Source organism: Nostoc sp. (genome assembly GCF_036917415.1).
In the GTDB taxonomy this organism is placed as follows: Bacteria; Cyanobacteriota; Cyanobacteriia; order Cyanobacteriales; family Nostocaceae; genus Nostoc.
Genome location: NZ_JBALDJ010000128.1, coordinates 1 through 26,189 on the forward strand (window position 1 = coordinate 1; position 26,189 = coordinate 26,189).

At 41.7% G+C, this 26,189-nt stretch carries 32 protein-coding genes; 16 read left to right on the forward strand and 16 right to left on the reverse strand.

Going from position 1 to position 26,189, the window contains the following annotated elements:
* Positions 1-682: 682 nt before the first annotated feature.
* On the reverse strand, positions 683-1,945 hold the full coding sequence (locus tag V7K41_RS31570) for an RNA polymerase sigma factor (RefSeq protein WP_334854446.1): 1,263 nt from the start codon (positions 1,943-1,945) through the stop codon (positions 683-685).
* Between the two features lie 401 nt (positions 1,946-2,346).
* On the opposite strand from V7K41_RS31570, the gene V7K41_RS31575 reads away from it, so the two are divergent.
* The 4 genes from V7K41_RS31575 to V7K41_RS31590 all read left to right on the forward strand — a co-directional run bounded on the left by V7K41_RS31575 (position 2,347) and on the right by V7K41_RS31590 (position 4,263).
* Positions 2,347-2,706, forward strand: a complete 360-nt coding sequence (locus V7K41_RS31575; RefSeq protein WP_334854447.1) for a YciI family protein — start codon at positions 2,347-2,349, stop codon at positions 2,704-2,706.
* Between the two features lie 35 nt (positions 2,707-2,741).
* A complete protein-coding gene (locus V7K41_RS31580) occupies positions 2,742-3,185 on the forward strand; it encodes a YybH family protein (protein WP_334854448.1) in 444 nt (147 codons plus the stop codon).
* A gap of 22 nt (positions 3,186-3,207) precedes the next feature.
* Positions 3,208-3,618 carry a VOC family protein gene (locus tag V7K41_RS31585; RefSeq protein ID WP_334854449.1) on the forward strand — a complete coding sequence of 137 codons (411 nt, stop codon included), beginning with the start codon at positions 3,208-3,210 and terminating at the stop codon, positions 3,616-3,618.
* A 237-nt stretch (positions 3,619-3,855) separates the two neighbouring features.
* Positions 3,856-4,263, forward strand: coding sequence for a VOC family protein (locus V7K41_RS31590; RefSeq protein ID WP_334854450.1), 408 nt, complete (start codon positions 3,856-3,858; stop codon positions 4,261-4,263).
* Positions 4,264-4,383: 120 nt separating this feature from the next.
* Here V7K41_RS31590 and V7K41_RS31595 read toward each other — a convergent pair whose 3' ends face one another.
* The 4 genes from V7K41_RS31595 to V7K41_RS31610 form a co-directional block, all read right to left on the reverse strand.
* Positions 4,384-4,824 (reverse strand): hypothetical protein, encoded by a 441-nt coding sequence (locus V7K41_RS31595; protein WP_334854451.1) that lies wholly within the window; start codon positions 4,822-4,824, stop codon positions 4,384-4,386.
* Positions 4,825-5,033: 209 nt separating this feature from the next.
* A complete protein-coding gene (locus V7K41_RS31600; protein WP_334854452.1) occupies positions 5,034-5,915 on the reverse strand; it encodes a DUF72 domain-containing protein in 882 nt (293 codons plus the stop codon).
* 274 nt (positions 5,916-6,189) lie between these two features.
* Positions 6,190-6,861: a pentapeptide repeat-containing protein gene (locus V7K41_RS31605; RefSeq protein WP_322663773.1), complete on the reverse strand. Its 672-nt coding sequence runs from the start codon at positions 6,859-6,861 to the stop codon at positions 6,190-6,192.
* Positions 6,862-7,062: 201 nt separating this feature from the next.
* On the reverse strand, positions 7,063-7,557 hold the full coding sequence (locus V7K41_RS31610; protein WP_292873686.1) for a hypothetical protein: 495 nt from the start codon (positions 7,555-7,557) through the stop codon (positions 7,063-7,065).
* 831 nt (positions 7,558-8,388) lie between these two features.
* Here V7K41_RS31610 and aroF point away from each other — a divergent pair.
* Positions 8,389-9,258, forward strand: coding sequence for a 3-deoxy-7-phosphoheptulonate synthase (gene aroF / locus V7K41_RS31615; protein ID WP_442943320.1), 870 nt, complete (start codon positions 8,389-8,391; stop codon positions 9,256-9,258).
* A gap of 312 nt (positions 9,259-9,570) precedes the next feature.
* Complete coding sequence (locus tag V7K41_RS31620; protein ID WP_334854454.1) at positions 9,571-9,927, forward strand: hypothetical protein; 357 nt, start codon at positions 9,571-9,573, stop codon at positions 9,925-9,927.
* A gap of 171 nt (positions 9,928-10,098) precedes the next feature.
* Here the strand turns inward: V7K41_RS31620 and V7K41_RS31625 are convergent, their stop codons facing one another.
* From V7K41_RS31625 to V7K41_RS31635, 3 genes are all read right to left on the reverse strand, one after another.
* Positions 10,099-10,632, reverse strand: a complete 534-nt coding sequence (locus tag V7K41_RS31625; protein ID WP_334854455.1) for a sterol desaturase family protein — start codon at positions 10,630-10,632, stop codon at positions 10,099-10,101.
* A gap of 58 nt (positions 10,633-10,690) precedes the next feature.
* The gene (locus V7K41_RS31630) at positions 10,691-10,927 is read right to left on the reverse strand and encodes a hypothetical protein (RefSeq protein ID WP_334854456.1); all 237 of its coding nucleotides are present in this window, start codon (positions 10,925-10,927) and stop codon (positions 10,691-10,693) included.
* 272 nt (positions 10,928-11,199) lie between these two features.
* A complete protein-coding gene (locus tag V7K41_RS31635) occupies positions 11,200-11,685 on the reverse strand; it encodes a hypothetical protein (RefSeq protein WP_334854457.1) in 486 nt (161 codons plus the stop codon).
* 430 nt (positions 11,686-12,115) lie between these two features.
* Between V7K41_RS31635 and V7K41_RS31640 the strand changes: the two genes are divergently transcribed.
* Positions 12,116-12,520 (forward strand): NIL domain-containing protein, encoded by a 405-nt coding sequence (locus tag V7K41_RS31640; RefSeq protein ID WP_104905189.1) that lies wholly within the window; start codon positions 12,116-12,118, stop codon positions 12,518-12,520.
* A gap of 68 nt (positions 12,521-12,588) precedes the next feature.
* On the opposite strand, the gene V7K41_RS31645 is transcribed toward V7K41_RS31640, so the two are convergent.
* On the reverse strand, positions 12,589-13,656 hold the full coding sequence (locus V7K41_RS31645; protein ID WP_334854458.1) for a DUF3616 domain-containing protein: 1,068 nt from the start codon (positions 13,654-13,656) through the stop codon (positions 12,589-12,591).
* Between the two features lie 287 nt (positions 13,657-13,943).
* On the opposite strand from V7K41_RS31645, the gene V7K41_RS31650 reads away from it, so the two are divergent.
* Positions 13,944-14,927: a CHAD domain-containing protein gene (locus tag V7K41_RS31650; RefSeq protein WP_334854459.1), complete on the forward strand. Its 984-nt coding sequence runs from the start codon at positions 13,944-13,946 to the stop codon at positions 14,925-14,927.
* 63 nt (positions 14,928-14,990) lie between these two features.
* Entirely contained in the window at positions 14,991-15,140 is a 150-nt protein-coding gene (locus V7K41_RS31655) for a hypothetical protein (RefSeq protein ID WP_334850074.1), read from the forward strand.
* A 220-nt stretch (positions 15,141-15,360) separates the two neighbouring features.
* Here the strand turns inward: V7K41_RS31655 and V7K41_RS31660 are convergent, their stop codons facing one another.
* The 5 genes from V7K41_RS31660 to V7K41_RS31680 are packed head-to-tail and all read right to left on the reverse strand — an operon-like array spanning position 15,361 to position 16,964.
* The gene (locus tag V7K41_RS31660; RefSeq protein WP_334854460.1) at positions 15,361-15,603 is read right to left on the reverse strand and encodes a hypothetical protein; all 243 of its coding nucleotides are present in this window, start codon (positions 15,601-15,603) and stop codon (positions 15,361-15,363) included.
* A gap of 40 nt (positions 15,604-15,643) precedes the next feature.
* Complete coding sequence (locus tag V7K41_RS31665) at positions 15,644-16,144, reverse strand: tetratricopeptide repeat protein (RefSeq protein ID WP_334854461.1); 501 nt, start codon at positions 16,142-16,144, stop codon at positions 15,644-15,646.
* 5 nt (positions 16,145-16,149) lie between these two features.
* Positions 16,150-16,413 (reverse strand): hypothetical protein, encoded by a 264-nt coding sequence (locus V7K41_RS31670; protein ID WP_334854462.1) that lies wholly within the window; start codon positions 16,411-16,413, stop codon positions 16,150-16,152.
* Positions 16,386-16,571, reverse strand: coding sequence for a hypothetical protein (locus tag V7K41_RS31675; RefSeq protein WP_334854463.1), 186 nt, complete (start codon positions 16,569-16,571; stop codon positions 16,386-16,388). Before V7K41_RS31675 ends, V7K41_RS31670 begins: the two co-directional genes overlap by 28 nt.
* Positions 16,572-16,613: 42 nt before the next feature.
* Positions 16,614-16,964 carry a hypothetical protein gene (locus V7K41_RS31680; protein ID WP_334854464.1) on the reverse strand — a complete coding sequence of 117 codons (351 nt, stop codon included), beginning with the start codon at positions 16,962-16,964 and terminating at the stop codon, positions 16,614-16,616.
* 256 nt (positions 16,965-17,220) lie between these two features.
* Here V7K41_RS31680 and V7K41_RS31685 point away from each other — a divergent pair, with 256 nt between their 5' ends.
* Positions 17,221-18,030 (forward strand): prohibitin family protein, encoded by an 810-nt coding sequence (locus V7K41_RS31685; protein ID WP_334854465.1) that lies wholly within the window; start codon positions 17,221-17,223, stop codon positions 18,028-18,030.
* 144 nt (positions 18,031-18,174) lie between these two features.
* Here V7K41_RS31685 and V7K41_RS31690 read toward each other — a convergent pair whose 3' ends face one another.
* Entirely contained in the window at positions 18,175-18,636 is a 462-nt protein-coding gene (locus V7K41_RS31690) for a hypothetical protein (protein WP_334854466.1), read from the reverse strand.
* 498 nt (positions 18,637-19,134) lie between these two features.
* Between V7K41_RS31690 and V7K41_RS31695 the strand changes: the two genes are divergently transcribed.
* Entirely contained in the window at positions 19,135-19,407 is a 273-nt protein-coding gene (locus V7K41_RS31695; RefSeq protein WP_334854467.1) for a hypothetical protein, read from the forward strand.
* A 166-nt stretch (positions 19,408-19,573) separates the two neighbouring features.
* On the opposite strand, the gene nagA is transcribed toward V7K41_RS31695, so the two are convergent.
* Entirely contained in the window at positions 19,574-20,791 is a 1,218-nt protein-coding gene (gene nagA / locus V7K41_RS31700) for an N-acetylglucosamine-6-phosphate deacetylase (protein WP_334854468.1), read from the reverse strand.
* Positions 20,792-20,950: 159 nt separating this feature from the next.
* On the opposite strand from nagA, the gene purE reads away from it, so the two are divergent.
* From purE to cysW, 5 genes are all read left to right on the forward strand, one after another.
* Positions 20,951-21,469 carry a 5-(carboxyamino)imidazole ribonucleotide mutase gene (gene purE / locus V7K41_RS31705; protein ID WP_334854469.1) on the forward strand — a complete coding sequence of 173 codons (519 nt, stop codon included), beginning with the start codon at positions 20,951-20,953 and terminating at the stop codon, positions 21,467-21,469.
* 244 nt (positions 21,470-21,713) lie between these two features.
* Positions 21,714-22,493, forward strand: coding sequence for a class II glutamine amidotransferase (locus tag V7K41_RS31710; protein WP_334854470.1), 780 nt, complete (start codon positions 21,714-21,716; stop codon positions 22,491-22,493).
* Positions 22,494-23,029: 536 nt separating this feature from the next.
* A complete protein-coding gene (locus V7K41_RS31715; protein WP_334854471.1) occupies positions 23,030-24,184 on the forward strand; it encodes a sulfate ABC transporter substrate-binding protein in 1,155 nt (384 codons plus the stop codon).
* 208 nt (positions 24,185-24,392) lie between these two features.
* Positions 24,393-25,253 (forward strand): sulfate ABC transporter permease subunit CysT, encoded by an 861-nt coding sequence (gene cysT, locus V7K41_RS31720; RefSeq protein WP_334854472.1) that lies wholly within the window; start codon positions 24,393-24,395, stop codon positions 25,251-25,253.
* The gene (gene cysW, locus V7K41_RS31725; RefSeq protein ID WP_334854473.1) at positions 25,240-26,118 is read left to right on the forward strand and encodes a sulfate ABC transporter permease subunit CysW; all 879 of its coding nucleotides are present in this window, start codon (positions 25,240-25,242) and stop codon (positions 26,116-26,118) included. Before cysT ends, cysW begins: the two co-directional genes overlap by 14 nt.
* Positions 26,119-26,189 lie beyond the last annotated feature (71 nt).

The following is a 26,189-nucleotide window of genomic DNA, read 5'->3' on the forward strand; positions in this document are numbered from 1 at the left end:
ATCTGTTTTTATACTGAATATATAATCAGTATCTAATCTTACTTTCATTAGAGATTATACTGCTTGTCCTAACCATCTTGGCGGTTGCTATATCAAGTCCGGTTAATCACTTATGATTACCGCATCTGTGCAAAAATCCCAAAAGCCTCTTTCCCCCTGCCCCCTGCTCCCAGCAAGAACTGCGGTCTAAATTAGGACTTACGCACAGGTAACGGAAAACGAACCACAGAGGACGCAGAGGTCACGGAGAAATGAGAGTTTGGGAGGGTTTTCGCGTAAGTCCTATAAATGATAAGTCTTTACCCGGACATGATATTAAAGGCATTAAGCGCAATAGATCCATGAATATAGCAGCCATCTATCAGACCCGGAAGTTCGATTTGTAATGACAACAAATAATCATTTAATACTGGACGAATACATTCTGGGATACGAGTATCCATACTCCACCTCGTACATTTTTGTTATGTCTCTGCGGTCAAATAACTCGTCGCTCTACATCATTGATAGTCAGAACTGGTGATCGCCTTGAGAGTAAGCGTTAATTATTTTTTCTCGAAAGTCGATGCAGTAAGCTTTCATAGTCCTGGTTGCTGCAAAGCGCGTTTAGTGTACTCTATCTACCTACAATCTGCTGTATATCTCCACTGTGCGATCGCTTGTTGGTAAAATTCCCCTGTTTTTAAGGCTGAACTTCGCGCAGCCGACGCTCCAGAAAGCGACGTTCGCTGTCATTAGTGACTAGCATGAGCGCGATCGCGTAGCTTTGTGCGGCTGAGGCTGAGGCTCCGATGCGGCGCAGCATCTCGGCACGGGTGGCGTGAAATAGATGGTAGTCGTTAAGTTGGGGGGCAAGCCCATCAATGAGTTTGAGGGTCGTCTGAGGACTCTCTATCATTGAAATCGCCACCGCCCGGTTCAGTGACACAATCGGCGAGGGCTGCAAGCGTTCGAGCAAATCGTAGAGGCGGACAATTTGTAACCAGTCCGTTTCTTCTGCTTGTGCTGCTTGACAATGTAGTGCTGCGATCGCGGCTTGCACTGCAAACGAACCAATCTCACCCCGCAGTGCCTCTTCAACGAGCGGCAGTGCCTCAGCAATCTGCTGTTGGTTCCAGCGACTACGATCCTGATCTTCGAGCAACACCAGATCGCCTACCTCATCCAAACGGGCATCGCGCCGGGAGTCGTGCAGCAACATCAACGCCACCAGTGCAGTCACTTCTGAGGGCGGTTGCGGTGCCATCAACGTCCTTACGAGGCGACCCAGGCGAATCGCTTCTGTGCAGAGGTCAGCCCTCACCATCGTCTCGCCCCTAGTTGTCGCGTAGCCCTCATTGAAAATCAGATAGATCGCCGTCAGCACTGCGTCTACCCGCACAGACAGATCGGTTGTGTCCGGCACTTTATAGGGAATACCTGCATCCCGAATCTTGCGCTTGGCACGCACCAGCCGTTGCGCCATCGTTGCCGTGGGCACGAGAAACGCCCGTGCAATTTCATCTGTTTCAAGTCCGCCCAGCAGCCGCAGCGTCAAAGCCACCTGTGCCTCGATCGCCAGTGCTGGGTGGCAGCAAGTAAAGATCAGCCGCAGCCGATCGTCTGGAATTTCGTCTGTGTCGTAAGTTGGTTCCTCGCGGGTTGGGATTAACCTGGAGGCGGCGTACCATTCCAATTTTTCCGTCAGCCGTGTCCGCCGTCGGAGGCGATCGATGGCTTTGTATCGGGCTGTTTTGACGATCCACGCACGTGGGAGATCGGGCACGCCGCTAGACTGCCATTGATTCACGGCGGCTATAAAGGCTTCCTGTACTGCTTCTTCAGCCACATCGAAATCCCCCACCAACCGGATGAGGATGGCGACGATCCGTCCCCATTCAGCCCGGTAAAGGGAGGCGATCGCTTGGTTTACGTCTGTTTTTGCGTTTGGGATTATACTTGACATAAAAAATTTTGGCGAGGTGTCGATTTGAGGCAGTACCGTTCGATTAACTAAAGAAGGGAAGTAACAGAGGTATACCTTGATCGTACTAAACGTTGAAGGAGGCAGGAGGCAGGAGGCAGCTATGCTGAAGGAACAATTGGGAGAGGATTCAGACCCCTCCCTTTTTGTTTGCGCCGTATAAACGGTGAGGTCTTAAACCCCTGCTCCCAAGGCGTCGCGGCAGGAGGTAGATAGCGCAGCGTTAGCGAGTCCGCGAGCGTCGGGCAGTTTTCCTCCTGCCTCCAGCGCTGGAGCCTCCTGCCTTCTTTGATAAAAATTTTTGGCGGAGTGTCGATTTGAGGCAGCACCGTTCGACTAACTAAAGAAGGGAAGTAACAACGGGAAATAAAGGAGGCAACCCGATGAAATATTTGCTGCTGATTTACCTGGAGGAAAATGCCCTGAGCCAAACTGAACGGGAACATTGTTATGTAGAATCCGCACAACTGGCACAACAACTCAACTCGAAGGGGCAGTATCTCGCAACCGCCCCGCTCCACGCTGTCGCAACTGCAACCAGCGTTCGGGTGCGCGACGGCAAACCGCTAGTAACTGACGGGCCGTTTGCAGAAACTCGCGAACAATTGGGCGGTTTTTTTCTAATTAATGCTCAGGATCTCGACGAAGCGATCGCGATCGCCGCGCAGATTCCAGGCGCGCGTGTCGGCACCGTTGAAATTCGACCTGTGATTGAAGTTGCAGGCTTGCCAGATAATTCGTAACTGCACTCAACCTGAACCCAAAAGGAGAGATAACGATGACAACCAAAAGCACGATCGCAACTAACGAAGTTCAGATTCGCCAACTAATTGCCGAGCAACAACGTGCCATCTGCACCAAGGATGTTGAGCAAATCATGTCCCACTATGCCACCGAGGTCATCGTCTTCGATGTTAAACCTCCTTTCCAAACCCAAGGAAAAGATGCTTGGGGTCAAGTGTGGTCAGAATGTTTGCCTTACTTCCCCGACACCTTTGAGATTGAAACACGAGACCTCAAGATTACCGTCAATGAAGACTTAGCGGTTGCACATTGGCTATTTCGCTTCACAGGAACTCAAGACCATCCAGCAATGCAGACGTGGATGCGCGTCACCGCTGTCTGCCAGAAAAATCAAGGCGAATGGCAGATATTACACGAACATCTCTCGGTTCCATTCGATCCAGAGACTTCTCAAGCTGTATTCACGCTCAACCCATAGGCTAATCTACTGAGCCAACGCCATGAAACTCAATCCTTATCTCATGTTCAACGGCAACTGTGAAGCAGCGTTCAAGTTCTACGAACACTGTCTTGGCGGCAAAATTGTCATGATGATAACCCACAAAGATGCACCCTCAGCCGAGCATATACCTGCCGGATGGCATGACAAAATCATGCACGTCTGCCTCGATCTGGGCGATCGCCTCTTGATGGGTTCTGACAGCCCGCCTGGGTATTTTGATACACCCCAAGGCTTTTACGTGCAAATCAGCGTTGACGAGCCAGCGGAGGCAGAACGTATCTTTCATACCCTAGCAGAAAACGGAAAAGTGAAGATGCCGATCGATCAAACCTTTTGGTCTGTCCGCTTTGGCATGTTGGTCGATCGATTCGGTATTCCGTGGATGGTCAATTGCCAGAAAACTGCTTGATACCAATTCCAGAAAAAAATTAAACAGATGCGTAGGTTGGGTTGAACGGAGTAAAACCCAACAATTACAAGACTTTGAGGTGTTGGGTTTCGTCCCTCAACCCAACCTACATTCATATCATATTTTTTGTGAAATGGTATGACTTGTGGCAAAGCGCTTATGGGCGTCTTCCCTAAAGTAAAATCTCAGCGCTTTTTCACCGCTCCTTCGCCGTGTAATAATTCAAAAGAAGAACCCATGAGTACTCAAATTTTCGTTAATCTGCCAGTTAAAAACCTCAATCAATCGATCGAGTTTTTTACTCAACTCGGCTTTGAGTTTAATTCTCAATTCACTGACGAAACTTCCACCTGTATGATTGTGTCCGAAAACATTTTCGTCATGCTCTTGACCCATGAGAAGTTTAAGACGTTTACTCCCAAAGAAATTTGTGATGCGACAAAAAGCACAGAAGTGCTTGTGTGTTTATCTTCTGATAGCCGAGAACAAGTCGATGAAATAGTTCGCAAGGCTGTCGCTGCTGGTGGAACAACCTACAATGAACCGCAAGATCATGGTTTTATGTATGGACATGGATTTGCTGACTTAGATGGCCACATTTGGGAAATTATCTACATGGAGCCAAGCGCAATAAATCAAGGTTGAAAATGCAATAATGTTTGAGAAATGATAGCAGTTCCTATTCAGATGTAGTACAACGTCATATTGCATCTGAATTGGAACCGCTATATCTGTAATACACAAATGCAAATACTCCTATCTTCTTCAAATAGCTCTTTGCCGCAGATGTCGCCCATCAAACCCTTGCTTAATCCAATTCAGACATTCATATTCAGATTTGAATAACTTTGGAGCTGCAATATTATTCAATAACTCTGGTGGGTAATGGTCATAAAAATATTTATCTCCTTCTTGGAAAATGATAATTAAATTGTTCTGATAAATATAGCGAGACTTAAAACTATCCCCCAAATGAACAAACTCGGAATTTTGATCGATATGCTCTTTAGCAATATCAATGATGTTACTAACGTCACTTCCATAGATTTGTGCTGGATTTTCTGCTTTATGAAATTTGCTTCTGTGCCCAATTTCAGATAGCATTTTATACGAATAAATTTCGTAATTATCCGCCTTGCCAAAAACAAATGGAATAATGAGATATCCTTTATATGAGACTGAATTTTCATAAAGAAGACGACTCATATCAACCTCCTTTGGTGGAACTACTCTGAAAAAATTTTGCTTTAAGGGATTTCCAAGAAATAAATTATCCCAAAAAACGAACCACAGAGACGCAGAGAACACAGAGAGAGGAGAGATTAAGAGGATTTTTGCGTCAGTTTTGGAATATTTTTTTATTTGGAAGTCCCTAACAAAAAAGTATGACAACACCAATTATCTACTAAATACGCTCACCATAAACTGAGTTGATTAGGGGGATGCTCAAGATTATTCCAAGGTAGGGGTGGAACTGGTGTACTACTCTGTTCTAATAGCTGTTGGAAGTGACGGGCTGTGCTGGGCGTAGACGCGAAGCGGCTTGTCGCTAGACATCGCGCTTCTCTCGGACAATGGACAAAGAAATAAATTCGCACTCCCATCTGTAACCATTGCTGAATCTGCCTTACCCACTCTTCCATAAATGGCTGATTCACTGATAAATTCGGATGAGAAATAAACCGAATCAGAGTAAAAGGTGCTGTTACACTGAATTGCAACGGTAATTTCGGTTTGCGCCGTTCCGATTGTAATTGGGGGTCATCATCTCCAGTGTAAATGGGGCGTGAGTCTAACAGTACTCGTCCGACACCTAACTTTTCTAAAAGCGCTGTTAAATTACTAGCATGGGGTTCCTTGAACCAGTCGGGATGCCGAACTTCCACTGCTAGGGGTGCTTCTGTACGCGGCCAAGCTTCCAGAAAGTTGGACAAATCGTCAAGTAATGCAGGTGCATAGCTGGGTGGTAACTGGGCAAACATTGGGCCAAGATGTTTACCTAAAGGGCACATCCCTTCCAAAAATTTTAAAGCAGTCGGAATATAAGGTTGTAGCAACCCTTGATGAGTAATATCTCGCGGTAATTTTAGACAAAATTCAAAACCTGCTGGTGTTTCGGCAGCCCAACGGGTTACAGTTTCTTGGTTAGGCACGGCATAAAAGGTGGTGTTACCTTCTACAGTGGTGAAGCGACGACTGTAGAGATGGAGAAAATCGGCAGTGCGAGTACCTTGGGGATAGAGTTCGCCTACCCAACCTTTATATGCCCAAACAGCACAACCAATAAAAAAGTTCACAGTGCCTAAAAGCCTAGATGTATCATATTCAATTTTACAGGCAGGTTGTAGGGATGGATGAGGCTAGCTCAAATTCCCAACTTTTTGAAGGATACTGCTAATCGTTAAAATTGCAGATTGCTTTCTCAAAATGCTTGATTGCTTACTCATTTGGTCTAAATGCTTTCTCATTTCAGTAAATCGCGTATTCATTTTGGTGTTTTGGCAAGCATTTAAGCAGATTGATAAAGCAATATGCTTGAATGCTTGTTCATGTGAGTCATTTATGCACTAGTTATTGATAAATTGAACCATCAGGCATAATTGCCCCTGCTAGGTTAGTACCAACTAGTTTAACCAGAAGACGCTCACCAGAGCGAATCCGCGCTCCCGTCAAGTCGGCTCCTCGCAAGTCGGCCCCGCTGAGATCGGCTCCAATCAAATTAGCCGCGCGTAAATTCGCCTCCCTGAGATCGGCTAAAAGTAGGTTTGCCCGAAATAAATTTGCTTCAGATAAATTTGCACCTCTGAGGTTGACTTTGTGCATAAAAGTATCACTGAGATTAGCACCACTCAAATTGGCATAACTCAGATTTCTGCCAGATAAGTCTTTATTGCTCAAATTTGCCCGACTGTAGTCTTTGCCACTTAAGTCTGAGTTTTGCTTTGGTGGTTTCTGGGTTGGTTGAGATGGTTTTTCTTGTTGAGGTGACGGTGAGTGATGTGTGGTTTGATATGTAGTTTGATGTGTGGTTTGATGTTTGGTTTTTAGAGAGCGCAACTTTTCACGAGCTTCATTTATGGCTTTCAGCTTATCTTGTGCTTTCTGCTGTAAACGGAGATTGTCTTTGGGAATGCGATCGGGATGCCAAACAAAGACTAAATCTTTGTAAGCCTGGTTCACTTCTTCAAGTGTTGCTCCAGGCTCTAATTCCAAAACTCTATAGTACCGCTCCAGATCGCTCATACGATATTTTGGTGGACAATCAACTTAATTATGAGTGATGGAGCCATCTATACGCTGCATTATTTATTATGGATTATGGGGCATGGGGCATTGGGCATTGGGCATGAAGAAGAGACAAGGTAGACAAGGAAGAGGGGGGAAAGGGAGAGATTTGTTCAATAATTCCCCCTTGTCCCCCTGCCCCCCTGCTTTTCCACTCCCTCATCTTCCCATTTCTCCATTTCTCCATCGAGCGATCGCTCTAAAATATGCTGCAATTGGAATCTGATAGACTTCAATATAAATCCAAACAATAATTGATAAATGTGATAAAAAGGTTAATATTGTCCAAATATATGGCATCCAGGTAATGGGTTCTTTCAGATTAGCAGGAAAATAGTAAGCTACTATGCCAATTAGAGTAGTGGGAAAAATTATAAAAATTGCTGCTGCTAGTCCATAACCCCAACCTAATTCCACACCTTCCAATTGGCCTTCTGTCCAACTAAACCCATTCCAACGCCAAGTTAAAGGTGGTTGCCTAGAAGGCATCTTGATTTGCTGTTGTTCTAAGTTGACTGTAAAAATCTCTTGGCAAAAGTCACAAGCCATAGCTTCCATCAATGGCATGTGAGAAATCTTACCTATTCGACAGACTGGGCAGGGATAAGCTCCATAATAGTCGAAAGATTGGGTTAAGATTTTGGAACTGGGCATAATGAGACTGATGATCCTAAAAAATTGATCTGGTCAATGAGGACTTGGGTAATAATGTATGGCGGTTGTCAATCCCCTGCAATCAGCTTTCGTAAGATGAAATCATAAGTCAGGAGAATTATATATTTTAACTTCTCAATCCTGGCTTTTTCTTCTGAGGTTATATAACTATCGTAATGTCTAATGACAAGCCGCTTTTTTCGCTACGCAAATAAGCAACTACTACAATCAGAACAGGGTGTGATTTTGAATTGTGCAAAGCGTTATTAGTCTTAATCCCCAGAGTTGTACTGAGTCTATCGTTTTTTTATAGTTTGTGCAGGTCTTGACAAAGCCCACTCTTCCTGCTAGGGTGACATTATATAAGTATATTTCATCAGTTTTCCAGCAAAAACCCCGCAAATGCTTAACACAAATTCCTACTTTTATTTTTGGTTTAGGGTGGTTCACCGGGAGTGAATTAAGTTTCCTAATGGAAACCGCCCGGTGAACCGCAGAGCAAACTCTGCGGTTTTTGTTTTTTTAAGGAGAATTTCATTGTCATGACTTATTTCAGTAGCTGGTTTTATGGCTTTTACTTTTGGCCCAGAATAAATTCCGGGTAAATAGCGTCATGCTAATGAATCAGAACGCGCCCGGAACTTTTAAAGGTTTCGGGCTTTTTTGTTGTTACCGGAGATTGGGGAGTGGAAAAGCAGGGGGACAGGGGAACAAATCAATTCAAAATTCAAAATTCAAAATTCAAAATTAAAGAACTTCTGCCTCCTGCCTCTTCTTTTTCAATGCCCAATGCCCAATGCCCAATACTTAATTTCTCTGGAGAATGTAATCATGATTAATGCCAAACTTGCTGTACAATCCCATTTAAACCACCAGACAATCGTTAAAATCTCGAAAGAAGTCGCTTTCGGCGGTAAAGAACTGGTAATTATCGGCGGGCCCTGCACTGTTGAAAGCTTAGAACAAATGGAGATAGTCGCCCAAAAGTTATCTACTGCATCAGTACAGGGGTTGCGTGGCGGTGTCTACAAACCCCGTACATCTCCTTACGCTTTCCAGGGTATGGGAGAGTCAGGGTTAGAGATTTTAGCCAGAGTGCGATCGCATTACAATATGCCAGTTGTCACGGAGGTGATGTCAATTTCCCAAATTGAAGTAGTCGCCGCCCACGCTGATATGCTTCAAGTTGGTAGCCGCAATATGCAAAACTTTGATTTGCTCAAAGCTTTGGGACAAGCTGGTAAACCAATACTGCTCAAACGTGGTTTAGCAGCGACTATTGAAGAATTTGTCATGGCTGCTGAATATATCCTCAGCCACGGGAATTCTGATGTGGTGTTGTGCGAAAGAGGTATTCGCAGTTTCGATGATTACACCCGTAACGTCCTAGATTTAGGGGCAGTGGCAGCACTCAAGCAAATAACTCACTTGCCTGTAATTGTAGATCCTTCTCATGCCGTCGGGAAACGGGAGTTGGTAGCACCCGTGGCTAGGGCTGCGATCGCTTGCGGTGCAGATGGATTAATTATTGAATGTCACCCAGAACCAGAAAAATCCGTTTCTGATGCCCGTCAAGCACTTTCTTTAGAAGATATGGTGCATTTAGTTAATAGTTTAAAGCCTGTAGCAACAGCCGTTGGGCGTATTATATCAGATATTGGGGCGGGTTTGTCACCTGCCCCAATTTTTTGGGCTGCTTAAATTTCAGCAAAGAGCGATCGCTTGAATGTCTTAGTCAAAATATTTCTTTTAGCTTAAGGACAAACAGCGATCGCTTTCGTAAAATCAAGTTGTTATTTCAGCTATTCCATTTGTTCTCAAACGTATTTTTGCAACACAATCTTCTATATATAAATCTAAATTATCGTTTTAACAAATAAGACTATTTGATTTTATTCTACAAGTCGTTTTATCCTGAAATCAGTAGATATTTTAACTTTTACTAAATTGCCTAAAGAAGTTTTAGTATACCGATTTTTCAACTTTAAGAACCCAAAGAAGGACAATAACTAAATGCTAGAGCAGCAGATTGATTGCCCTATCAAACCTAAGACAAGTGCAATGATTATGAAACTTTTTCAAATCACTCTAGTGGTCTTAGTACTTTTGATCGACTTAACAGTTGCTTTCCCCTCTTGGGCAGAAAGTACGTCTTCTTTAACTAGCAATCCTAACAACTTTCAAGTTGGGCAAAAAGTGATTTGGCTTTACAAGCCCCGCACAGATTCTAGCGATGTCCAAAGAATTCCTGCCGAAATAGTCAAGTTAAGTTCCAAGCAAGTGCAAATCAAGGTTTACAAACATAACAACGAATTTGTCAATCGTTGGGTGAATCCAAACAAGCTTGAGAATTCCACAAAAATTAAATAGTCAGTACTCTAGAGTTTCGCTAGTTTAATCGGTGTTGGTAGGATGTTCTCACTTGTTCTATAAAACAGCGTTACTTTTTTAGCATAGATTAACCTTGTTGAATATTTCAGAAACTCACGCACATTAATCCCATGCTCCTAAGAGTGAGACGTGGGATTTCTGCTAATATAGTTAAAACTCCCTTGTGTGGGTTTCGTTTTCATAATTATCATCTTCAGTACCAAGCAGTTTGTCCCAGAACGTAAAATACAAACCGTAGTGTACTTTATACTTGCGATGATGTATGGAATGATGCATAGAACCAATAAGCCACCTTCCAATCCAGTAACTTTTAGATGAGGAGGGAAATAGCTCAAATCCGAGATGGGTAAACACTGCCCATACTGTCATAGTTATAAGTGCGGCAACTAAGGTGACAAAATGCAGCGGAACTATGAAGCTTACACCTACAAAGAAAAGTGCTTGTACGATCGCTTCCGGCAAGTCGAAGGCAGAGGAACTCCAGGGTGTTGGCTCGCCTGAACGGTGGTGTCCATAATGCATCCATCTAAAAATTAGAGGCTGGTGAAACATCCGATGGATAAAATAAAAGTAAGTATCCTGAAGAATTAGCACTGCAATAAAGCTAACTATTAAATACCACAGTCCGTATTTCCAGATGTCAGCATATAACAGCGTTGCTCCCAAATTATACTCTGAGATCATAAACGCTCCAGAAATAGCAAAAACTACTGTGGAGATTACTGATAATTCAATATCCTTTTTAATGGAACAATTCATCAACGGTTTCAAACGCAAACTCTTGTTGGCGAGAGACTTCCCCAGAACTAAATAAAAGAGCAAGTATGCTCCACCAGCAATCAGAAAGTATCGGGCAAGAGTGATACCGAAGAAGAAAAAGCAATAATACCAAAATGAGTGGTTCGTCAATTAGACCCATCCGTAATATTAATTCGGTGAAATGAAAATGCTGATTTTGTCCAATTGTTTTGGTCTTCATTACCAAAAATAAGCAAATTACGATTTAATTTGTTAATTGACAAAATCCACTGCTTATTTTACAACATCAAGTAGTTCAGCAAATATATATTAATTTTTATTAATAAAATTCAAACTAATTTTAGTGTATATATAAATATAAGTTATTACTATTTATAAAAAAAGGTTCTTGGTCAACTTAAATTGTAGTAAATAGCTAATTTTGCAACTAAGTTACAATTTATTTAAGCCGTTCGTTTATATTATGTATTTCAACAACAATTGAATTGATTTTTACCCATTGTGCTCTTTAACAATTTCCAAAATTTTCCAGAACTGACACGGATCTTTAAGAGCGATCGCCTTTAGTCCCCAAGGACTAAGTAAGGTTTGTAAAAATGCCTGAATTTGCGGATCGTCATCCACAACCAATATTTTAGTTTCTGTATGTGGGTCATTTTGCAGCGATTGCGTGACTGTTCTAAATACCTGTGGGGTTGGTGATGGAGATATTGTTGCTGCTTCGTTTCCATCAATTTCCCGACGCAATAATTTTACCCAACTTTCGAGGTTGCTAATCTCAGATTGACTCAGGGTTTGACCAGAACTCAATAAAAGTTCGATATTGCGTGCCAATTTTGATCCAAGAGGCAAGCCAAAAGTACCTAAATATCCCGCCAAGGTATGCGCATCTTTGACTGCAAGCGATCGCAAATCTGTATTTACAGCAGTTTTCATGTATTTGAACCACATCTGTCGTAAGGGCACAGCATTGCTCATACGTGTCAACTTCAGCCGAAAACTATATCAGACAGGCGTTTTGTAAATCCCTCACGCCCTCATCCCCTAACCCCTTCTCCCAAGGGAGAAGGGGAATTGAATGTCTAGCTCCCCTCTCTCTTGGGAGAGGGGGTGGGGGTGAGGGCAAAATGTTTTCACCAAGCGGGTTTAGCGTTAAGTTGACACCAATGAGCATTGCTGTGCCCAAAGCGCGTGGTCTATTTACCTGAAAATAGCTGTAAACTGCTACAGCTAGCTGTACGCCTCTACAGCCGATTTATATATTGCAAAGATTTTTGGAAATGGTGCTATGTATGTTGAGGTAGGAGGAGTGTCCTTCTCTTGCCTTGCTCGTTCGTGCAACTTACCGTAGGAAAGGACTGATAAAACTCTCAATACGCTACAACAGAAAAAACCCTCTGCTAAATCTGTGAAAAAACGAGTAACACTCACCTTCCCGAAACGCGCCGTGCAAATGCCAGTCACTTACGTACTGGCCAAAGAGTTTAACGTCGCCGCTAATATTATCCGCGCCCAAGTTGCCCCAAATCAAATTGGCAAACTGGTAGTGGAATTATCGGGAGACATCGATCAATTAGATGCGGCGATCGAGTGGATGCGATCGCGTAATGTTAATGTTTCTTCTACATTAGGCGAAATTGCGATCGACGAGGATGTGTGTGTCCACTGTGGCTTGTGTACTGGGGTTTGTCCTACCGAAGCCCTCACCCTCCACCCAGAGACGTACAAGTTAACATTCACGCGATCGCGCTGTATCGTCTGCGAACAGTGTATCCCCACCTGTCCCGTACAAGCAATCTCTACTAACATTTAAGATTAACGCACACACCATAGAGGATTGCCCATCCAACTTTCTCAGCAATCGAAAATCCAAAATTGAAGTTAGCCCAACTTAAACACATCCGCGATTACACCACTATCACCCACCAGCCTACTTTTTGCTGGAGAGTCATAAACTACCAATAGCGAAGGTATGCCAGCTACATCCTGAAACATCGTCATTCCCTCAGCGTGTTCTTCTCGATTTCCATAAGGAATATCTTGCACAAAATCGGGATTGCTGAAGACATTTTCTCCCAAATTCACACCATTTAACCAGCGATAAACTTGCACGGGCCCATCTAAATCCATCGTTGGGCCGGCTAAAATCAACAAATCTTTATCATCTACATACAAATCCCGAATTCCCAAACCATTCAACCAGATAAAATGCTTTTTATATAACTCCTTCAATTCCCCAATTTGCTTTAATTTCATTAGTCCAGGAGTAGAATCTTCTAACTCTATTTCCAGTACTACAGCCCAACCTCGCAATACAGGGCCCCGCAAACCCAGAAAGACACGGTTTTGATAAATGCCTATTCCTTCAATATCAAAGCCATTATCCTTTCCGGGAATTCCTGCCTGAATAAACAAGCCTAAATGGGCATCATCTGCTAAAGCTGTCATCAGCAAATTACCCTGATTCGTCACCTCTAATTTACTGGCATTCAATTGCACATCTGGCTTTTCGGGGTGTGGGCAAGATGAGCATAGCTTACCCTCTATCAAAGGAATTCGTCCTAAAATGTAACGGTTCGGTTCCGATTCAACTTTTGCTAGCCTTTTAAAGTTTTTAGCATCTGTATTTTCAGGTTTGGATTTTTTGCGTTTGTAGCTGTGAGAACCAACAAACCATAAGTAATAATCAGCGTAAGCCAGTCCTTCTATATCAATTTCTTTTTCTTCTGATGCAGGTAAACTGATAAATTCTGCTACTCGAAATTGTTGATGATCTGTAAATCTATCAGTATCAACCAATAATAAACGCTCAATAGTTGAGGTTTCATCTGACCCCAACCATAAATACTTCTGATGTGTTAACAGGACTGCTGATAAGTCTTCTCTATGTTTTTGAAAAGAAGCTACAAAAGTCAATAAAACTTTATTTAAAAAATTTAAGTTTTGCATTTTAAATCATGTTGATAGTTACAAAATGCTAGCCATGCTATTATAAGATATGATTCAATTTCCAAGATTTATCTCAAAACTATAGCTCATATCAAATTGACAGGGTGCATCTGCTATTTAAACCTTTTGATAGATATTGTATATTTATAGGAGAGTATGCAACTATCAATAGTCATAAGCATACCTGACAATACTTTTAGCTAAAAAAAATATCAAAAGTAGATGCAAATTTTTAAATAATGTTGTTATTATGCAATAACTTCATGAGGTAATCATTCAAACCAATTATGAAATTAGCCACACAACCCACAGTAAAAACTCTCGGTGACTACGCCTACCAAGCGATTGAAAAACACTGTAAGAAAACCTTCAAGTGGGAAAAATCAGTGAAGAAAGATGAAGATCCAGAAGCGCTACACCAAATGCGAGTAGGAATGCGCCGCCTACGGACAGCGGTAACTCGGTTTGGGCTAGCGGTAGATGTGTCGAAACCAGTCAGCGATAAAAATATTGGTAAAATCGCCCGTCGTCTTGGTAATCTGCGAGATTTAGACGTACTCAAAGAAAGTTTGGAAAACAATTACAAACCAAACTTACCCCGCAAAGAACAGGAATCTCTACAAACAGCTTTTACAGCTTTAGCGAAACAACGTGAAGATGTACAATCGAGTGTGCAGAAAACATTAAACGATGAATCTTACAAGTCTTTAAAAGATGCATTGGATAAGTGGTTAGAGAAACCCAGTTATCAACCTTTGGCATCTGTTTCGATTCAGCAAGTGCTACCAGACTTACTTTTACCAGAAGTAAGTAACTTTTTACTGCATCCAGGTTGGCTAGTTGGTACTGAATTTGTAGAATCAGAAGTGAAGATCCAGAAAAACTGGAAACCAAAAAAGATAGAAAAACAATTGACAACAGAAGGTGAAAATCTTCATAGTTTGCGAAAGGAAGCTAAACGTATACGCTATCAAATGGAGTTATTTACTGACTTATATGGTGATTCTTACGAAGCTTATATTACAGAAGTGAAAAATATCCAAGAAATTTTGGGTACGATGCAAGATAGTGCTGTTTTAACTGACTGGCTTACAGATGTATACAAGTCAGAAATTCAGACTCAGTTACCCACCTTTGCTAATTTGTTAACTGAAAATCGTTACCAGTCGTGGCAGCAGTGGCAACCTTTGCAAGAACGGTATCTGAAAACTGAAACCAGACATAGTTTTCATTTAACAATATTACACCCGCTTTCAGGAGTAATCAGTTAAAAGTTACTGTTTGTTGGGCAAGGATTGGACTAACGAACAGATAATTGAATATAGGACTCATATTTGATTTCTGAAATACACGTAGGGTGCGTTACGCCAAAGGCTAACGCACCAGTTAACGATTTAGGTGCGTTAGGCTACGCCATAACACAACGCCAGTCCGCTCAAGTCGGGAAACCCGCCCACGCGGCTGGCTCCCCTACAGATACTTAGATTTTTTCATAAATCAAATCGGATTCCTATATGAGTTTTATATTAGTGCTAACCGTTTGCAAACCCTAGAATGAATTAACATCTTGACTAATGACTTGAAGATACAAACGACGTGTTGTATCTTGTCCGGCTGATTAGTTATGATTCCTGCATCTGTCAAAAACCTGAAAACTCTTTCTCTCCCTGCTCCCTGTCCCCTTGCAGTCTTAATGATAAGTCTTTAACCGCAATTCTTCTCGATCCATTGATCGCTACTATTGTTATTCTCTACATCCTCAAAATCTGTTTGAATGTCTATTGTAAGTATACCGATAGAGGTGACGGGGAACTTTACCACCGGGGAAATAAAATACAGATGCGATCGCACTCCACTTGTAATCAACCACGGGCTATAGCTTGTCAGTTCGCATATCATCAAGGATGCGATCGCCCTTGCCCACAAAACCCAAATGCGTAGACACAACGCGGCTTGTCGTTAGACATCGCACATCGCTCATATCCCCCTACTCCGGTAAACCCTCTAAATTCTCTCGCGTCACCGTAACCATATATTCATCCTGATACTCAACATATATCTCCAACGCTGTCTGCAAATTAGTCCTAGCTTCCGCGTAGCTTTCCTCTGGTTGTGCAAGCAATCCTAATTGTCCGTAAGTGCTAGCACTCAAATAGCGATCGCCAAATTCGATATATATTTCCAGGGCTTGTTGATAATAATCCCGTGCCTGGTGGAACTGTCGCATATCTAGAGAAACATTACCTAAATAATGCAATAAATTGGTGACAGCACGACGATTTTTCTGCTTTTTGGCAATATTTAAAGCTTGTTGATGATAGCTGTTTGCACTTTTAAACTGTCGTTGCTGCTGATAGCTTTTACCTAACTGATTGATAACTTCGATTTCTAAGGAATAATCAGGAAGTTTCTTGGTAATTTCCCCAGCTTTTTCTAAATATTCTCTGGCTTGGATTGATTGGTGCTGACTTAAATATGCTTTGCCCAATTCATTTAAAATATTACCGCAATTGCGGAGATGTTCTGGGCTGGTATTTCTCCAGTTGGGCTATATTCCATCAACAAGCTATGTAATAAATTGATACGTTCTTGTTGTTCTGGTGTTGGTAAACGTTCTATATTTGTATCTGCATTCAGAGTACTAGCAATTGCCCTATCTCTAGCCAATTCTGTAATTTTAAAGCGAAATAAACCTGATTTCCAAGCCCAAAAATCAGGTGCAAATTTTGCTAACCGCGAAATTGCATAATTTGGCAAGATAAATAGAAGCGGATGGGGTACAAATGAGCGTAATGTTCTTCAGGAATAAACCGCTCAAAACTAAATTGTTGCTGTTTAACTGCATACTCTATATCTTCGGATATAATTTTTTCATGTTTTCGGGTACTCGCTGTTTGACATACAGAGCGCATCATTTGCATTAACTGACGCACATGGCCACCACTTGCTTGTGCTAGTTATAATAATTTATGACGACTCTCGAAAATTGCATCAATATCAACCCGCTTTTCAATTACACTTGCCATCGCATCTAACGCCGTCTGATTATAATTTAAATCACATTTATGCCGCTCAAATTCATAGATATTAATCATCGGCACAATATGAGGATTACCATCAAATTGATTTAGGGGATTTTTCGGCGAACAAATAATTGAAATTGGTACTGTATAAATGATTGTACAATTTAATTCCTGCATCTGAGCCGCATAATTAAAGAATAAATGTTCTGCTACGGCAGGAGGAACCCGATCCAAATTATCGAAGATAATTAATAAACCTTTACACGGAAAAAATTTTTGCCGCAATTTTGTATAAGCGTCGATTAATAACAGATTTAGTATCAGATTTGAGGCGAGAGGTGTCGAAACTACATCCTGTCCTTGGAAGAAAAGCGATCCGATTATCGAACCTACTGGTGTATATCGGCTGAATAATGGGCAGTTACTATTAAGTCGAAAATGTTCTTAATTTTGGATAAAGTCGAGCTAAAATTATGACGGAAATAAGCCCATAACTCCTAAATATGTGTCTCCATGCTAGATGCATACATAGTACACACAAATGAGAAAAATTACAAATTTCAATAGTGCCGGTAAACTGACCGCTCTTTTGTTCCTGATAACTCTCTTCCTCACACCTTGTGTGATTGTAAATGCAGGGGAACGTGGTGTATTAATGAAATTTGGCGAAGTACAAAACCAGATATTAAAAGAAGGACTTCACTTAATTATTCCTGTAGTCAATACTGTGAAAAAGTTGAGTATCCGAGTCCAAAAACAGGAAATTTCTGCTGAGGCTTCTTCCAAAGATTTACAAAATGTTTTTGCCGACGTAGCTCTCAATTGGCATATTATTCCCCAGGAAGCAAATGCCATTTTTCAAGAAATCGGAGATGAACAAAATGTAGTTATTCGGATTATTAACCCAGCAGTTGAAGAAGTGCTAAAAGCAGTAATGGCAAAGTATACTGCTGAAGAAATTATTACTAAACGAGGAGAAGTCAAAAGTGGAGTAGATGATGCATTGTCCACACGACTGGGTAGCTATCACGTTGCTGTTGATGATATTTCTCTAGTTCATGTGCATTTTTCAGAACGATTTGGTGAGGCGGTGGAGGCAAAGCAGATTGCTGAACAAGAAGCAAAACGAGCAGAGTTTATTGCACTGAAAGCAACAAAAGAAGCTGAGGCAAAAGTTAATTTAGCCAAAGGAGAGGCTGAGGCGCACAGATTATTACGTGATGGTTTAACTCCAGAAATTCTGCAAAGGCAAGCAATAGAAAAATGGAATGGTAAGTTGCCATTAATTGTAAGTAAGGAGCCTCCAAAATTGTTGAATTTAAGTGACTTTTTCAAATTTGACGAAAATTGATCTTCATCCAGAGACTTAGAACCCAGATTTATTGAATAAGTCAGTTTTTTTGTTCGTAAATCCTCCACTTATTGCTATATATACATAGTATGGGTGTATAGATATGCACCTATACTATAGATTCCAGAAAGGTAATAAACTAAATTAACTGTTAGAAAATAAAATAGGAGAATCAAGAATTTTAAACTGGATCAACAGCATAATCAACAGAGTATAAACTGTCGAAGAAATTAAACCTGTGAACAATTCTTTTTTGAAGTTATGCTCTTGTGGCTCTTTTTGAAAAATGTCCTTGGAACCGAACTGCATCAAGAGAATTCCCACAATATTAGAGAGCCAGTATCCGATAATTGAACAAGGGAGAAGCAATTTTGGAGAAAGTAAACTACATCCATACCCAAAACCATAAGCTATTGGCAAATTGAATAGTAAGTCATTCCACCAACACAGTGGTGATAATAAATATCCTAGTACTAGAAAAAATCCACCTCTGAGTTTTTTAAGAATGTCTTTTTTGAACTCTACTGGAGTAGACTGTTGTAATTGCTGTAGTGCTGTGTCTCTTGTTACATTCAACTCTTGACTAACGTTTTGGACGCTTTCCATAAAATAACCACTATTTCTATCGTCTTAGTGTAGTTTAATATATAAACTAAATTAACGTCTAGTACACGAGTGATGATATTTTGGCTTTTTAATGCTGAAAGTTTTACCATTAGATAGTCTCAGCAAAATTGTAAAAAGCAAAATTGAGTTTAAATCAACTGCAACTTCCCGATATCTGAATTTCTGCTAGAGACACATCAGTTAGTTTGCTTCTTGCAGAATCTAGGTTTTTCCTTGAATATCTGAGTTAGATAGAACAATTTATACACAATTGAGACAATCAACGCTATTTATTGCTAAATAAGTTTCAAAATAAATATATATCTTCCTAAATAATAGCACACAATGAGTTGCAACACCGATACTGCAATAGCCAAAGCTTTATTAGGTTGGGGCGAATGTTAAGTTGCAAAAATTTTATGTTTTTGCATATAGCAGGGGCAGAAATTTGAACTAATAATAGCTACAATAAAAGTGCTGAGGTATCTTAATCGAAAAATGACAGATTTAACTCCAAACAGCACCTTTTTAATAGTCGGAATTGTTTTTATAACGATTGCTGTCATTGGGCAATCTAAATTAGCTTTTATTGAAATCAATCCTGGTTGTTTTGGGAGAACTTTGGCTTTAATTATTGGTATTTCGATCCTATTATATGCTTTAGGAGTACTCAATTTTTCAACAGTAAACCTGGATTTATTAAGAACTTCTTTGACAGAACAAATAAAACAGAGTATAAGTTCAATTAATGACTTTTTACAAGGTTCTTAATAGATCGTAAATAAACTTTTATGTCTGCATCTTACACCAATTTTCAGGTAAATAAACTACAGTGGTTGGGAGCATCCCAATGCAAGCCAAAAGCCATAGGACTGGTACAAAAAGCCTGTACAAACCTCTTTCCTTTTTACTGAGTATATTAACGCTTCTTCCCCTTTCACCTTGATTCTTTTACCTGGATGCGAAATTTGCTCAATAATCGCTGCCAAGCTAGTTCTTTTGTCGCTTCATCCCAATGCCAGCGCAATAAATTAGCGGGATGACTCTTGGCAATTCCAGGCAAACCAATCGCTTGTCTAGGTGCATCTGTAGCTAGTAAAATAGCAGTCTCCACATCACAAATGCCCCACTTTACCAAATTCTGCACTCCCACTAATAAGGGTAAAGTCGTCCCCGATAAAGTGCCATCGGCTAGTCGTGCTGTACCGTTTTGAACTCCAATTTGCCGACTGTCCCAAGGATAGATACCATCGGGTAGTCCCAGAGGTGAAAGGGCATCGCTAACTAGGAACAGCCCTTTTTCTTGATAGCTAGCGCGAAGTAATATTTGCAGCATTGTGGGCGAAACGTGTTCACCATCAGCAATAAAACCACACATCACATCAGGATGAGTAATTGCTGCCCCTAATAATCCTGGTTCGCGGTGATGCAATGGTGGCATGGCATTGAAAGCATGAGTTACCATCGTTGTACCGAGTTTAAAAGCAAGTTGCGCTTGAGCTGATGTTGCCTGAGAATGTCCTAAACTAACGGTAATTCCCAAAGAACGCAAATATGGAATTACTTCGCCTGTGGGATCTAACTCCGGTGCTAGGGTGATGACTTTTACAACATGGGCATAATCACCCAAAACCCGCTTTACCTCGTCAATTGTTAAGGGTAACAAGTACTCTGCTGAGTGTGCGCCGCGCTTTTGGTAATTCAAAAATGGGCCTTCTAAATGTACTCCGAGAATCTTGGCAGCTGACCTTACCCCTAATTCCTCTCCGTTGACAGAGAGGGGAGTAAAATTAGCAATGACTGCAAGCGATCGCTGAATTTTTTCTACTGAAGTTGTCACAAGTGTCGGTAAAAATCCATCTACTCCGACATCCCACAAAAATTGCGTTATTTTCTGAAGTACATGAGCATTTTCAGCCGTCAAATCAGGAAATGCCAAACCCAACGCACCATTAATTTGCAAATCAACTCCACCCAATGAAATCCAGTCACCTGCAACATCTATCACGGATGCACAGATGTCCTTCCCTACTGTACCCATTGGCAAGATTTGCTCAATTATGCCCTCTTGATTAACCAAGAGCATCTGCAAATTTTTGTAACCAGGTACTCTAGCATTGATAATATCTACAGGATTTTGTGTTGCTTGGGTCATCACACTGACGAGAAAAGAACTAAATCTGATTTTAGATGCAACCAACATCAATGAATCAATTCAAACAACGCCAATAGATGAGATGATGATCCACATCACCTAGCTTCCATAAGCTAGCTCAAATAATTTTGAATTTTAAATTTTGAATTTTGAATTATTATGACTCGCCTAGTTGGTATTATCATGGGCAGCGATTCCGATTTGCCCACTATGAAAGATGCGATCGCAGTTTGTGAAGAATTTGGCATTGAGAGCGAAGTGGCGATCGTTTCCGCTCACCGCACCCCAGAACGTATGGTGCAATATGCTCAACTTGCACACCAACGCGGTATTAAGGTAATTATTGCTGGTGCCGGTGGTGCTGCCCATCTACCTGGAATGGTAGCGTCTTTAACTCCCCTTCCTGTGATCGGTGTTCCTGTACCCACTCGGAACTTACAAGGTGTAGATTCTTTGTATTCTATTTTACAGATGCCTGGTGGTATTCCTGTGGCAACAGTAGCGATCGGTAATGCCAAAAATGCCGGACTTTTAGCAGTACAAATCCTCGCAACTCATCAACCAGAATTGCTAGAAAAAGTGCAACAATATCGCCAAACCTTATGTGAATCAGTAATTGCAAAGCAAGCAAAACTAGAACAACTAGGCTATGAGCAATATTTACAGCAGATGTTTTAATAAATATTAATACCAGAGCAGCAGAGCAGCACAGGAGCAGCGAAAGAATTCCTAACTCTTGACTTAATGACCAATGACAAATGACAAATGACCAATGACAAATGACAACTGTTTATTTTTGGGGATCGTTTGGAATATCTCAGCCTTAAATTCTAAGATTGAAGCGATCGCTCCAGAATCAAGGCAGCATTCTGAAGTATCTTGATTCTGAGGCCTTAGTCAAAAATTGAGAGCTGCAACATCCATGTGCCAACTGCTCGGAATGAATTGCAATGTTCCAACGGATATTTGCTTTTCTTTTGAAGGGTTTTCTGCACGGGGAGGAAAAACAGATGACCATAGCGATGGTTGGGGCATTGCTTTCTTTGAAGGAAAGGGATGTCGAATGTTTTTAGATGCTCAACCTTCTGTTGCTTCTCCGGTAGCGGAGTTTGTGCGGAGTTATCCCATCCACTCAACCCATGTCATAGCCCATATCCGCAAAGCTACTCAGGGTGAAGTTGCCCTACACAACTGCCATCCTTTCCGCAGAGAATTGTGGGGTCAGTATTGGGTATTTGCCCACAACGGTAATCTGCCAGATTTTGATCCAGAAAATTTGGGCTTTTATCAAGCCGTAGGTGATACCGATAGTGAAAAAGCATTCTGTACGATCCTAGAAACATTGCGATCGCGCTTTCCTAAAGGTAAGCCTGATATAAAGGAACTGTACTCTGTGCTGCAAGAAATTACTGCTGTAATTGCGAAAGTAGGTATATTTAATTACTTATTGTCAGATGGAGAACACTTTTTTGCTTATTGCTCAACTAATCTCAGCTACATTATTCGTCAAGCGCCCTTTGCTGCTGCCCATTTAATTGACCAAGACATGACCGTAGATTTTCGGGAAGTGACTACTGAACGCGATCGCGTCGCTGTCATTGCTACCACACCCCTGACTGACAACGAAGTTTGGACACAAATCCAACCAGGGGAATTACTAGTTTTTCAGGACGGGCTACCCCTGAAATATGCATTCAGTTAATAATAACTGGTTGTTCGATTTTTCCCATTTAGATAATTTCTAGATGGGTTTTGTTTTTGATGCTCAGGATCTACTTGATTTTGTTGCCCTACGTTGAGCGAAGCCAATCCCTAGAATAGACTCTCCTCAAAAATGAGCTATTCCCTAGCAAGTTGCTTGATGCAACAGCACAGGCTAATTGCGATGCCTACGGCGGGCTGCGCCTACGCAATTTGATAGTTGAAAGTAAAAGCATTTTTAATTTTAGGACTTACGCAAAATATCTCTCAAACTCTGATTTCTCCGTGCCGCGCCAGTTGCTACAAGTCGGGGAACCCGCCCAACGCACTGGCTTCTCTGTGCCTCTGCGGTTCGTTATTCCGTAACTTGTGCGTAAGTCCTAAATTTTTCACAAAACTGGTAAAATCACCATGTTCTTGATAAAGAATGTGAGGTTTTTTGGTGTTTACAACTAGATATATGCAATCATCCAGTATTATAAACAGTATATAACTGTATTCCCATCAATTATCTGTAGAATCCGTGGAGGAAATAGAATGAGTTTGTGGCAACGCCCACTGAAAAGATTACAAGCGATCGCGTTCAATAGAACGTATCGGTTCAGATTAAATTCGCTCAAAGGCTTTGTATCACTCTTTTTAGTAGGTACTGTATTGAGTGTAGCCCTTGCCGCCTGCTCAGGTGGAGGAACTGGGAATAATTCTTCCTCTGAAACTCCTAGTGCTAGTGCTACTCCTGTGGCTGCAACCAAAGATAATGTTGAATTAACTCTAGTTTCCTTTGCTGTCACCAAAGCAGCTCACGAAGCAATTATTCCTAAGTTTGTAGAACAGTGGAAGAAAGATCGTAACCAAACTGTCACCTTTAAGCAAAGCTATGGCGGATCTGGTTCTCAAACTCGTGCTGTTATCGATGGTTTGGAAGCAGATGTTGTTCACTTGGCACTAGCTGGAGACACCACAAAGATTGAGAAGGCTGGATTGATTCAGCCAGGATGGGAGAAAGAAGTTCCCAACAATGGTATTGTCTCTAAATCTGTTGCAGCATTAGTCACTCGTTCCGGCAATCCTAAAGGCATCAAGAACTGGCAAGATTTAGTCAAAGACGATGTGAAATTGATTACTGCTAACCCTAAAACTTCCGGCAGTGCTAAGTGGAATTTCTTAGCACTATGGGATTCTATAATTAAAACAGGTGGCGATGAGGCTAAAGCTACTGAATTTGTAACTAAAGTTTACCAAAATGTGCCAATCTTGCCTAAAGATGCGCGGGAAGCTACTGATACATTTGCCAAGCAAGGGCAGGGAGATGTCTTAATCAACTACGAAAACGAAGTTATTTTGGCACAGCAAAAGGGCGAGAAGGTTGAGTATATCGTTCCTGATGTGAATATATCCATCGACAATCCGATCGCTGTGGTAGATAAAAACGTCGATAAGCACGGAACCCGCGAAGTTGCTGAAGGTTTTGTAAAATACCTCTATAGCCCAGAAGCACAGCAAGAGTTTGTCAAATTGGGATTCCGTCCTGTGGATGAGACTTTAGCTCAAACCAAGGAAGTCACAGACAAATTTCCCAAGCTGAAAACTCTGGGTACAGTTGCAGACTTGGGCGGTTGGGGAGCAATCGATCGGAAGTTCTTCGCAGATGGGGGCGTGTTTGATAAGATTCAAGCCCAAGTTAAACGGTAATTAAAAAGAACTCAGGAGTCAGGAGTCAGGATTCAGAATCGCGAGTGTACGAAAAACCGGATGAGTCAAGGGTAAAATCCCCCAACAAAATATTCGCTTTTGTAGTCTTTAATTGCGAGAGGTTAGAATTCCCTTCCAATTAATTATTATGACTTCTGACTTCTGAATTCTGAATTATTCTTCAATTTTAGATTTTGAATTTTTGACTATGACGACTGTATCTCCTTCTGTGGAAGTTGAACGCGAAACGCCATTCTGGAAAAGATTGGGGCGGGTTCCGTGGACTTGGCGAATCACCATTGCATACCTGACGGTGATGTTGTTTATCCCTATTGCTGCTATGTTCCTGAAAGCAAGTACGGAACCTCCGGCGAGATTTTGGGCGATCGCAACCAGTGATATCGCATTAGCAACATACAACGTAACTTTTGTGACGGCAATATTTGCTGCCTTACTCAATGGCGTATTTGGAACTTTGATTGCTTGGGTTCTGGTTCGCTACGACTTTCCCTTAAAGCGCTTGATTGACGCCACAGTGGATTTACCCTTTGCACTACCAACTGCCGTAGCAGGGCTAACCCTGGCAACAGTTTACAGCGATAATGGCTGGCTAGGTTCGCTACTAGCACCACTGGGAATTAAGGTGTCTTTTACCCGCACGGGAGTAGCGGTAGCAATGATATTTATCTCACTACCTTTTATTGTGAGAACTGTGCAACCCGTACTTCAGGAAATGGAACATGAAATTGAAGAAGCCGCCTGGTGTCTGGGTGCTTCTCAATGGCAGACCTTCTGGAAAGTGATTTTGCCACCTTTATTTCCAACAATTTTAACTGGTGTTGCCTTGGGTTTCTCCCGTGCAGTTGGGGAATATGGGTCAACTGTGATTATCTCTTCCAATACGCCATTCAAAGATTTGATTGCACCTGTGCTGATTTTCCAGCGATTAGAGCAGTATGACTATTCTGGTGCAACAGTAATTGGCATAGTTTTACTATCAATTTCATTGGTACTGCTATTGGCAATTAATTTCTTACAAGCATGGGCAAGGCGATATGACAGTAGATAAGCCAAGTTTTCACTCATCTTCTGGGTCTGATACAGAAATAGCCAAGCCTAAAGAGCAGAAGAGTTGGGTACCAATAGTTTTAATTGGGATAGCGATCGCCTATTTAGTCCTAGTTCAATACATCCCGGCAATTAACGTTTTTGTCCAAGCCTTTAGTAAGGGTGTTGGGCCATTTCTATCCAACCTGACGCGACCAGCTTTTTTACATGCAGCTTGGCTGACACTGTTGTTGGCTTTGATTGCTTTGCCTGTGAATACAGTGTTTGGACTATGTGCAGCTTGGGCGATCGCTCGTCATAAATTTCCTGGACGCGCCGTAGTTTTGAGCATTATTGACCTGCCCTTTTCAATTTCGCCCGTAGTTGCAGGATTAATGATTGTGCTACTTTACGGACGCAATGGCTGGTTTGGCCCTTGGCTCCAGGCTCATGATATCAAGATTGTCTTTGCCTTTCCAGGTATGGTGCTGGCTACAGCCTTCGTGAGTATGCCCTTTGTGGCGCGAGAAGTGATTCCGGTTTTAGAAGAGTTTGGTAAGGATCAAGAAGAAGCTGCTAGAACTTTAGGTGCGAAAGATTGGCAGATATTTTGGCGCGTCACCTTACCCAGTATCCGTTGGGGCTTACTCTACGGTTTAATTTTGACCAATGCCAGAGCAATGGGTGAATTCGGAGCAGTTTCAGTCGTGTCTGGCAACATTGCTGACCAAACCCAGAGCTTACCACTGTTTGTAGAAGACGCTTACAAACAATACGAAACTGAAGCGGCTTTCTCTGCGGCTGTACTGTTAGCGTTGCTAGCAGTAGTAACCTTGGTGCTGAAGGAGATTCTAGAACGAAAAACCCGCATTAAAGATATTGAATAGAATCCCCAGAGAGTAAACTGGGTAATGCAGCGATCGCACTTAATCTTATTGGCGCGATCGCTTTTCATTTT

Coding starts and splice junctions, on each gene's coding strand:
- V7K41_RS31605 (WP_322663773.1), bottom strand. CDS start 6,861: ATGAGCGATCTGGAGCGGTACTATAGAGTTTTGGAATTAGAGCCTGGA.
- V7K41_RS31625 (WP_334854455.1), bottom strand. CDS start 10,632: ATGATCTCAGAGTATAATTTGGGAGCAACGCTGTTATATGCTGACATC.
- V7K41_RS31690 (WP_334854466.1), bottom strand. CDS start 18,636: ATGGAAAGCGTCCAAAACGTTAGTCAAGAGTTGAATGTAACAAGAGAC.
- V7K41_RS31715 (WP_334854471.1), top strand. CDS start 23,030: ATGAGTTTGTGGCAACGCCCACTGAAAAGATTACAAGCGATCGCGTTC.
- V7K41_RS31585 (WP_334854449.1), top strand. CDS start 3,208: ATGAAACTCAATCCTTATCTCATGTTCAACGGCAACTGTGAAGCAGCG.
- V7K41_RS31645 (WP_334854458.1), bottom strand. CDS start 13,656: ATGCAAAACTTAAATTTTTTAAATAAAGTTTTATTGACTTTTGTAGCT.
- V7K41_RS31650 (WP_334854459.1), top strand. CDS start 13,944: ATGAAATTAGCCACACAACCCACAGTAAAAACTCTCGGTGACTACGCC.
- V7K41_RS31710 (WP_334854470.1), top strand. CDS start 21,714: ATGTGCCAACTGCTCGGAATGAATTGCAATGTTCCAACGGATATTTGC.
- V7K41_RS31595 (WP_334854451.1), bottom strand. CDS start 4,824: ATGAGTCGTCTTCTTTATGAAAATTCAGTCTCATATAAAGGATATCTC.
- aroF (WP_442943320.1), top strand. CDS start 8,389: ATGATTAATGCCAAACTTGCTGTACAATCCCATTTAAACCACCAGACA.
- cysW (WP_334854473.1), top strand. CDS start 25,240: ATGACAGTAGATAAGCCAAGTTTTCACTCATCTTCTGGGTCTGATACA.
- V7K41_RS31570 (WP_334854446.1), bottom strand. CDS start 1,945: ATGTCAAGTATAATCCCAAACGCAAAAACAGACGTAAACCAAGCGATC.
- V7K41_RS31575 (WP_334854447.1), top strand. CDS start 2,347: ATGAAATATTTGCTGCTGATTTACCTGGAGGAAAATGCCCTGAGCCAA.
- cysT (WP_334854472.1), top strand. CDS start 24,393: ATGACGACTGTATCTCCTTCTGTGGAAGTTGAACGCGAAACGCCATTC.
- V7K41_RS31620 (WP_334854454.1), top strand. CDS start 9,571: ATGCTAGAGCAGCAGATTGATTGCCCTATCAAACCTAAGACAAGTGCA.
- V7K41_RS31675 (WP_334854463.1), bottom strand. CDS start 16,571: ATGATGCGCTCTGTATGTCAAACAGCGAGTACCCGAAAACATGAAAAA.
- V7K41_RS31610 (WP_292873686.1), bottom strand. CDS start 7,557: ATGCCCAGTTCCAAAATCTTAACCCAATCTTTCGACTATTATGGAGCT.
- V7K41_RS31635 (WP_334854457.1), bottom strand. CDS start 11,685: ATGAGCAATGCTGTGCCCTTACGACAGATGTGGTTCAAATACATGAAA.
- V7K41_RS31695 (WP_334854467.1), top strand. CDS start 19,135: ATGACAGATTTAACTCCAAACAGCACCTTTTTAATAGTCGGAATTGTT.
- purE (WP_334854469.1), top strand. CDS start 20,951: ATGACTCGCCTAGTTGGTATTATCATGGGCAGCGATTCCGATTTGCCC.
- V7K41_RS31590 (WP_334854450.1), top strand. CDS start 3,856: ATGAGTACTCAAATTTTCGTTAATCTGCCAGTTAAAAACCTCAATCAA.
- V7K41_RS31580 (WP_334854448.1), top strand. CDS start 2,742: ATGACAACCAAAAGCACGATCGCAACTAACGAAGTTCAGATTCGCCAA.
- V7K41_RS31685 (WP_334854465.1), top strand. CDS start 17,221: ATGAGAAAAATTACAAATTTCAATAGTGCCGGTAAACTGACCGCTCTT.
- nagA (WP_334854468.1), bottom strand. CDS start 20,791: ATGACCCAAGCAACACAAAATCCTGTAGATATTATCAATGCTAGAGTA.
- V7K41_RS31630 (WP_334854456.1), bottom strand. CDS start 10,927: ATGAAGACCAAAACAATTGGACAAAATCAGCATTTTCATTTCACCGAA.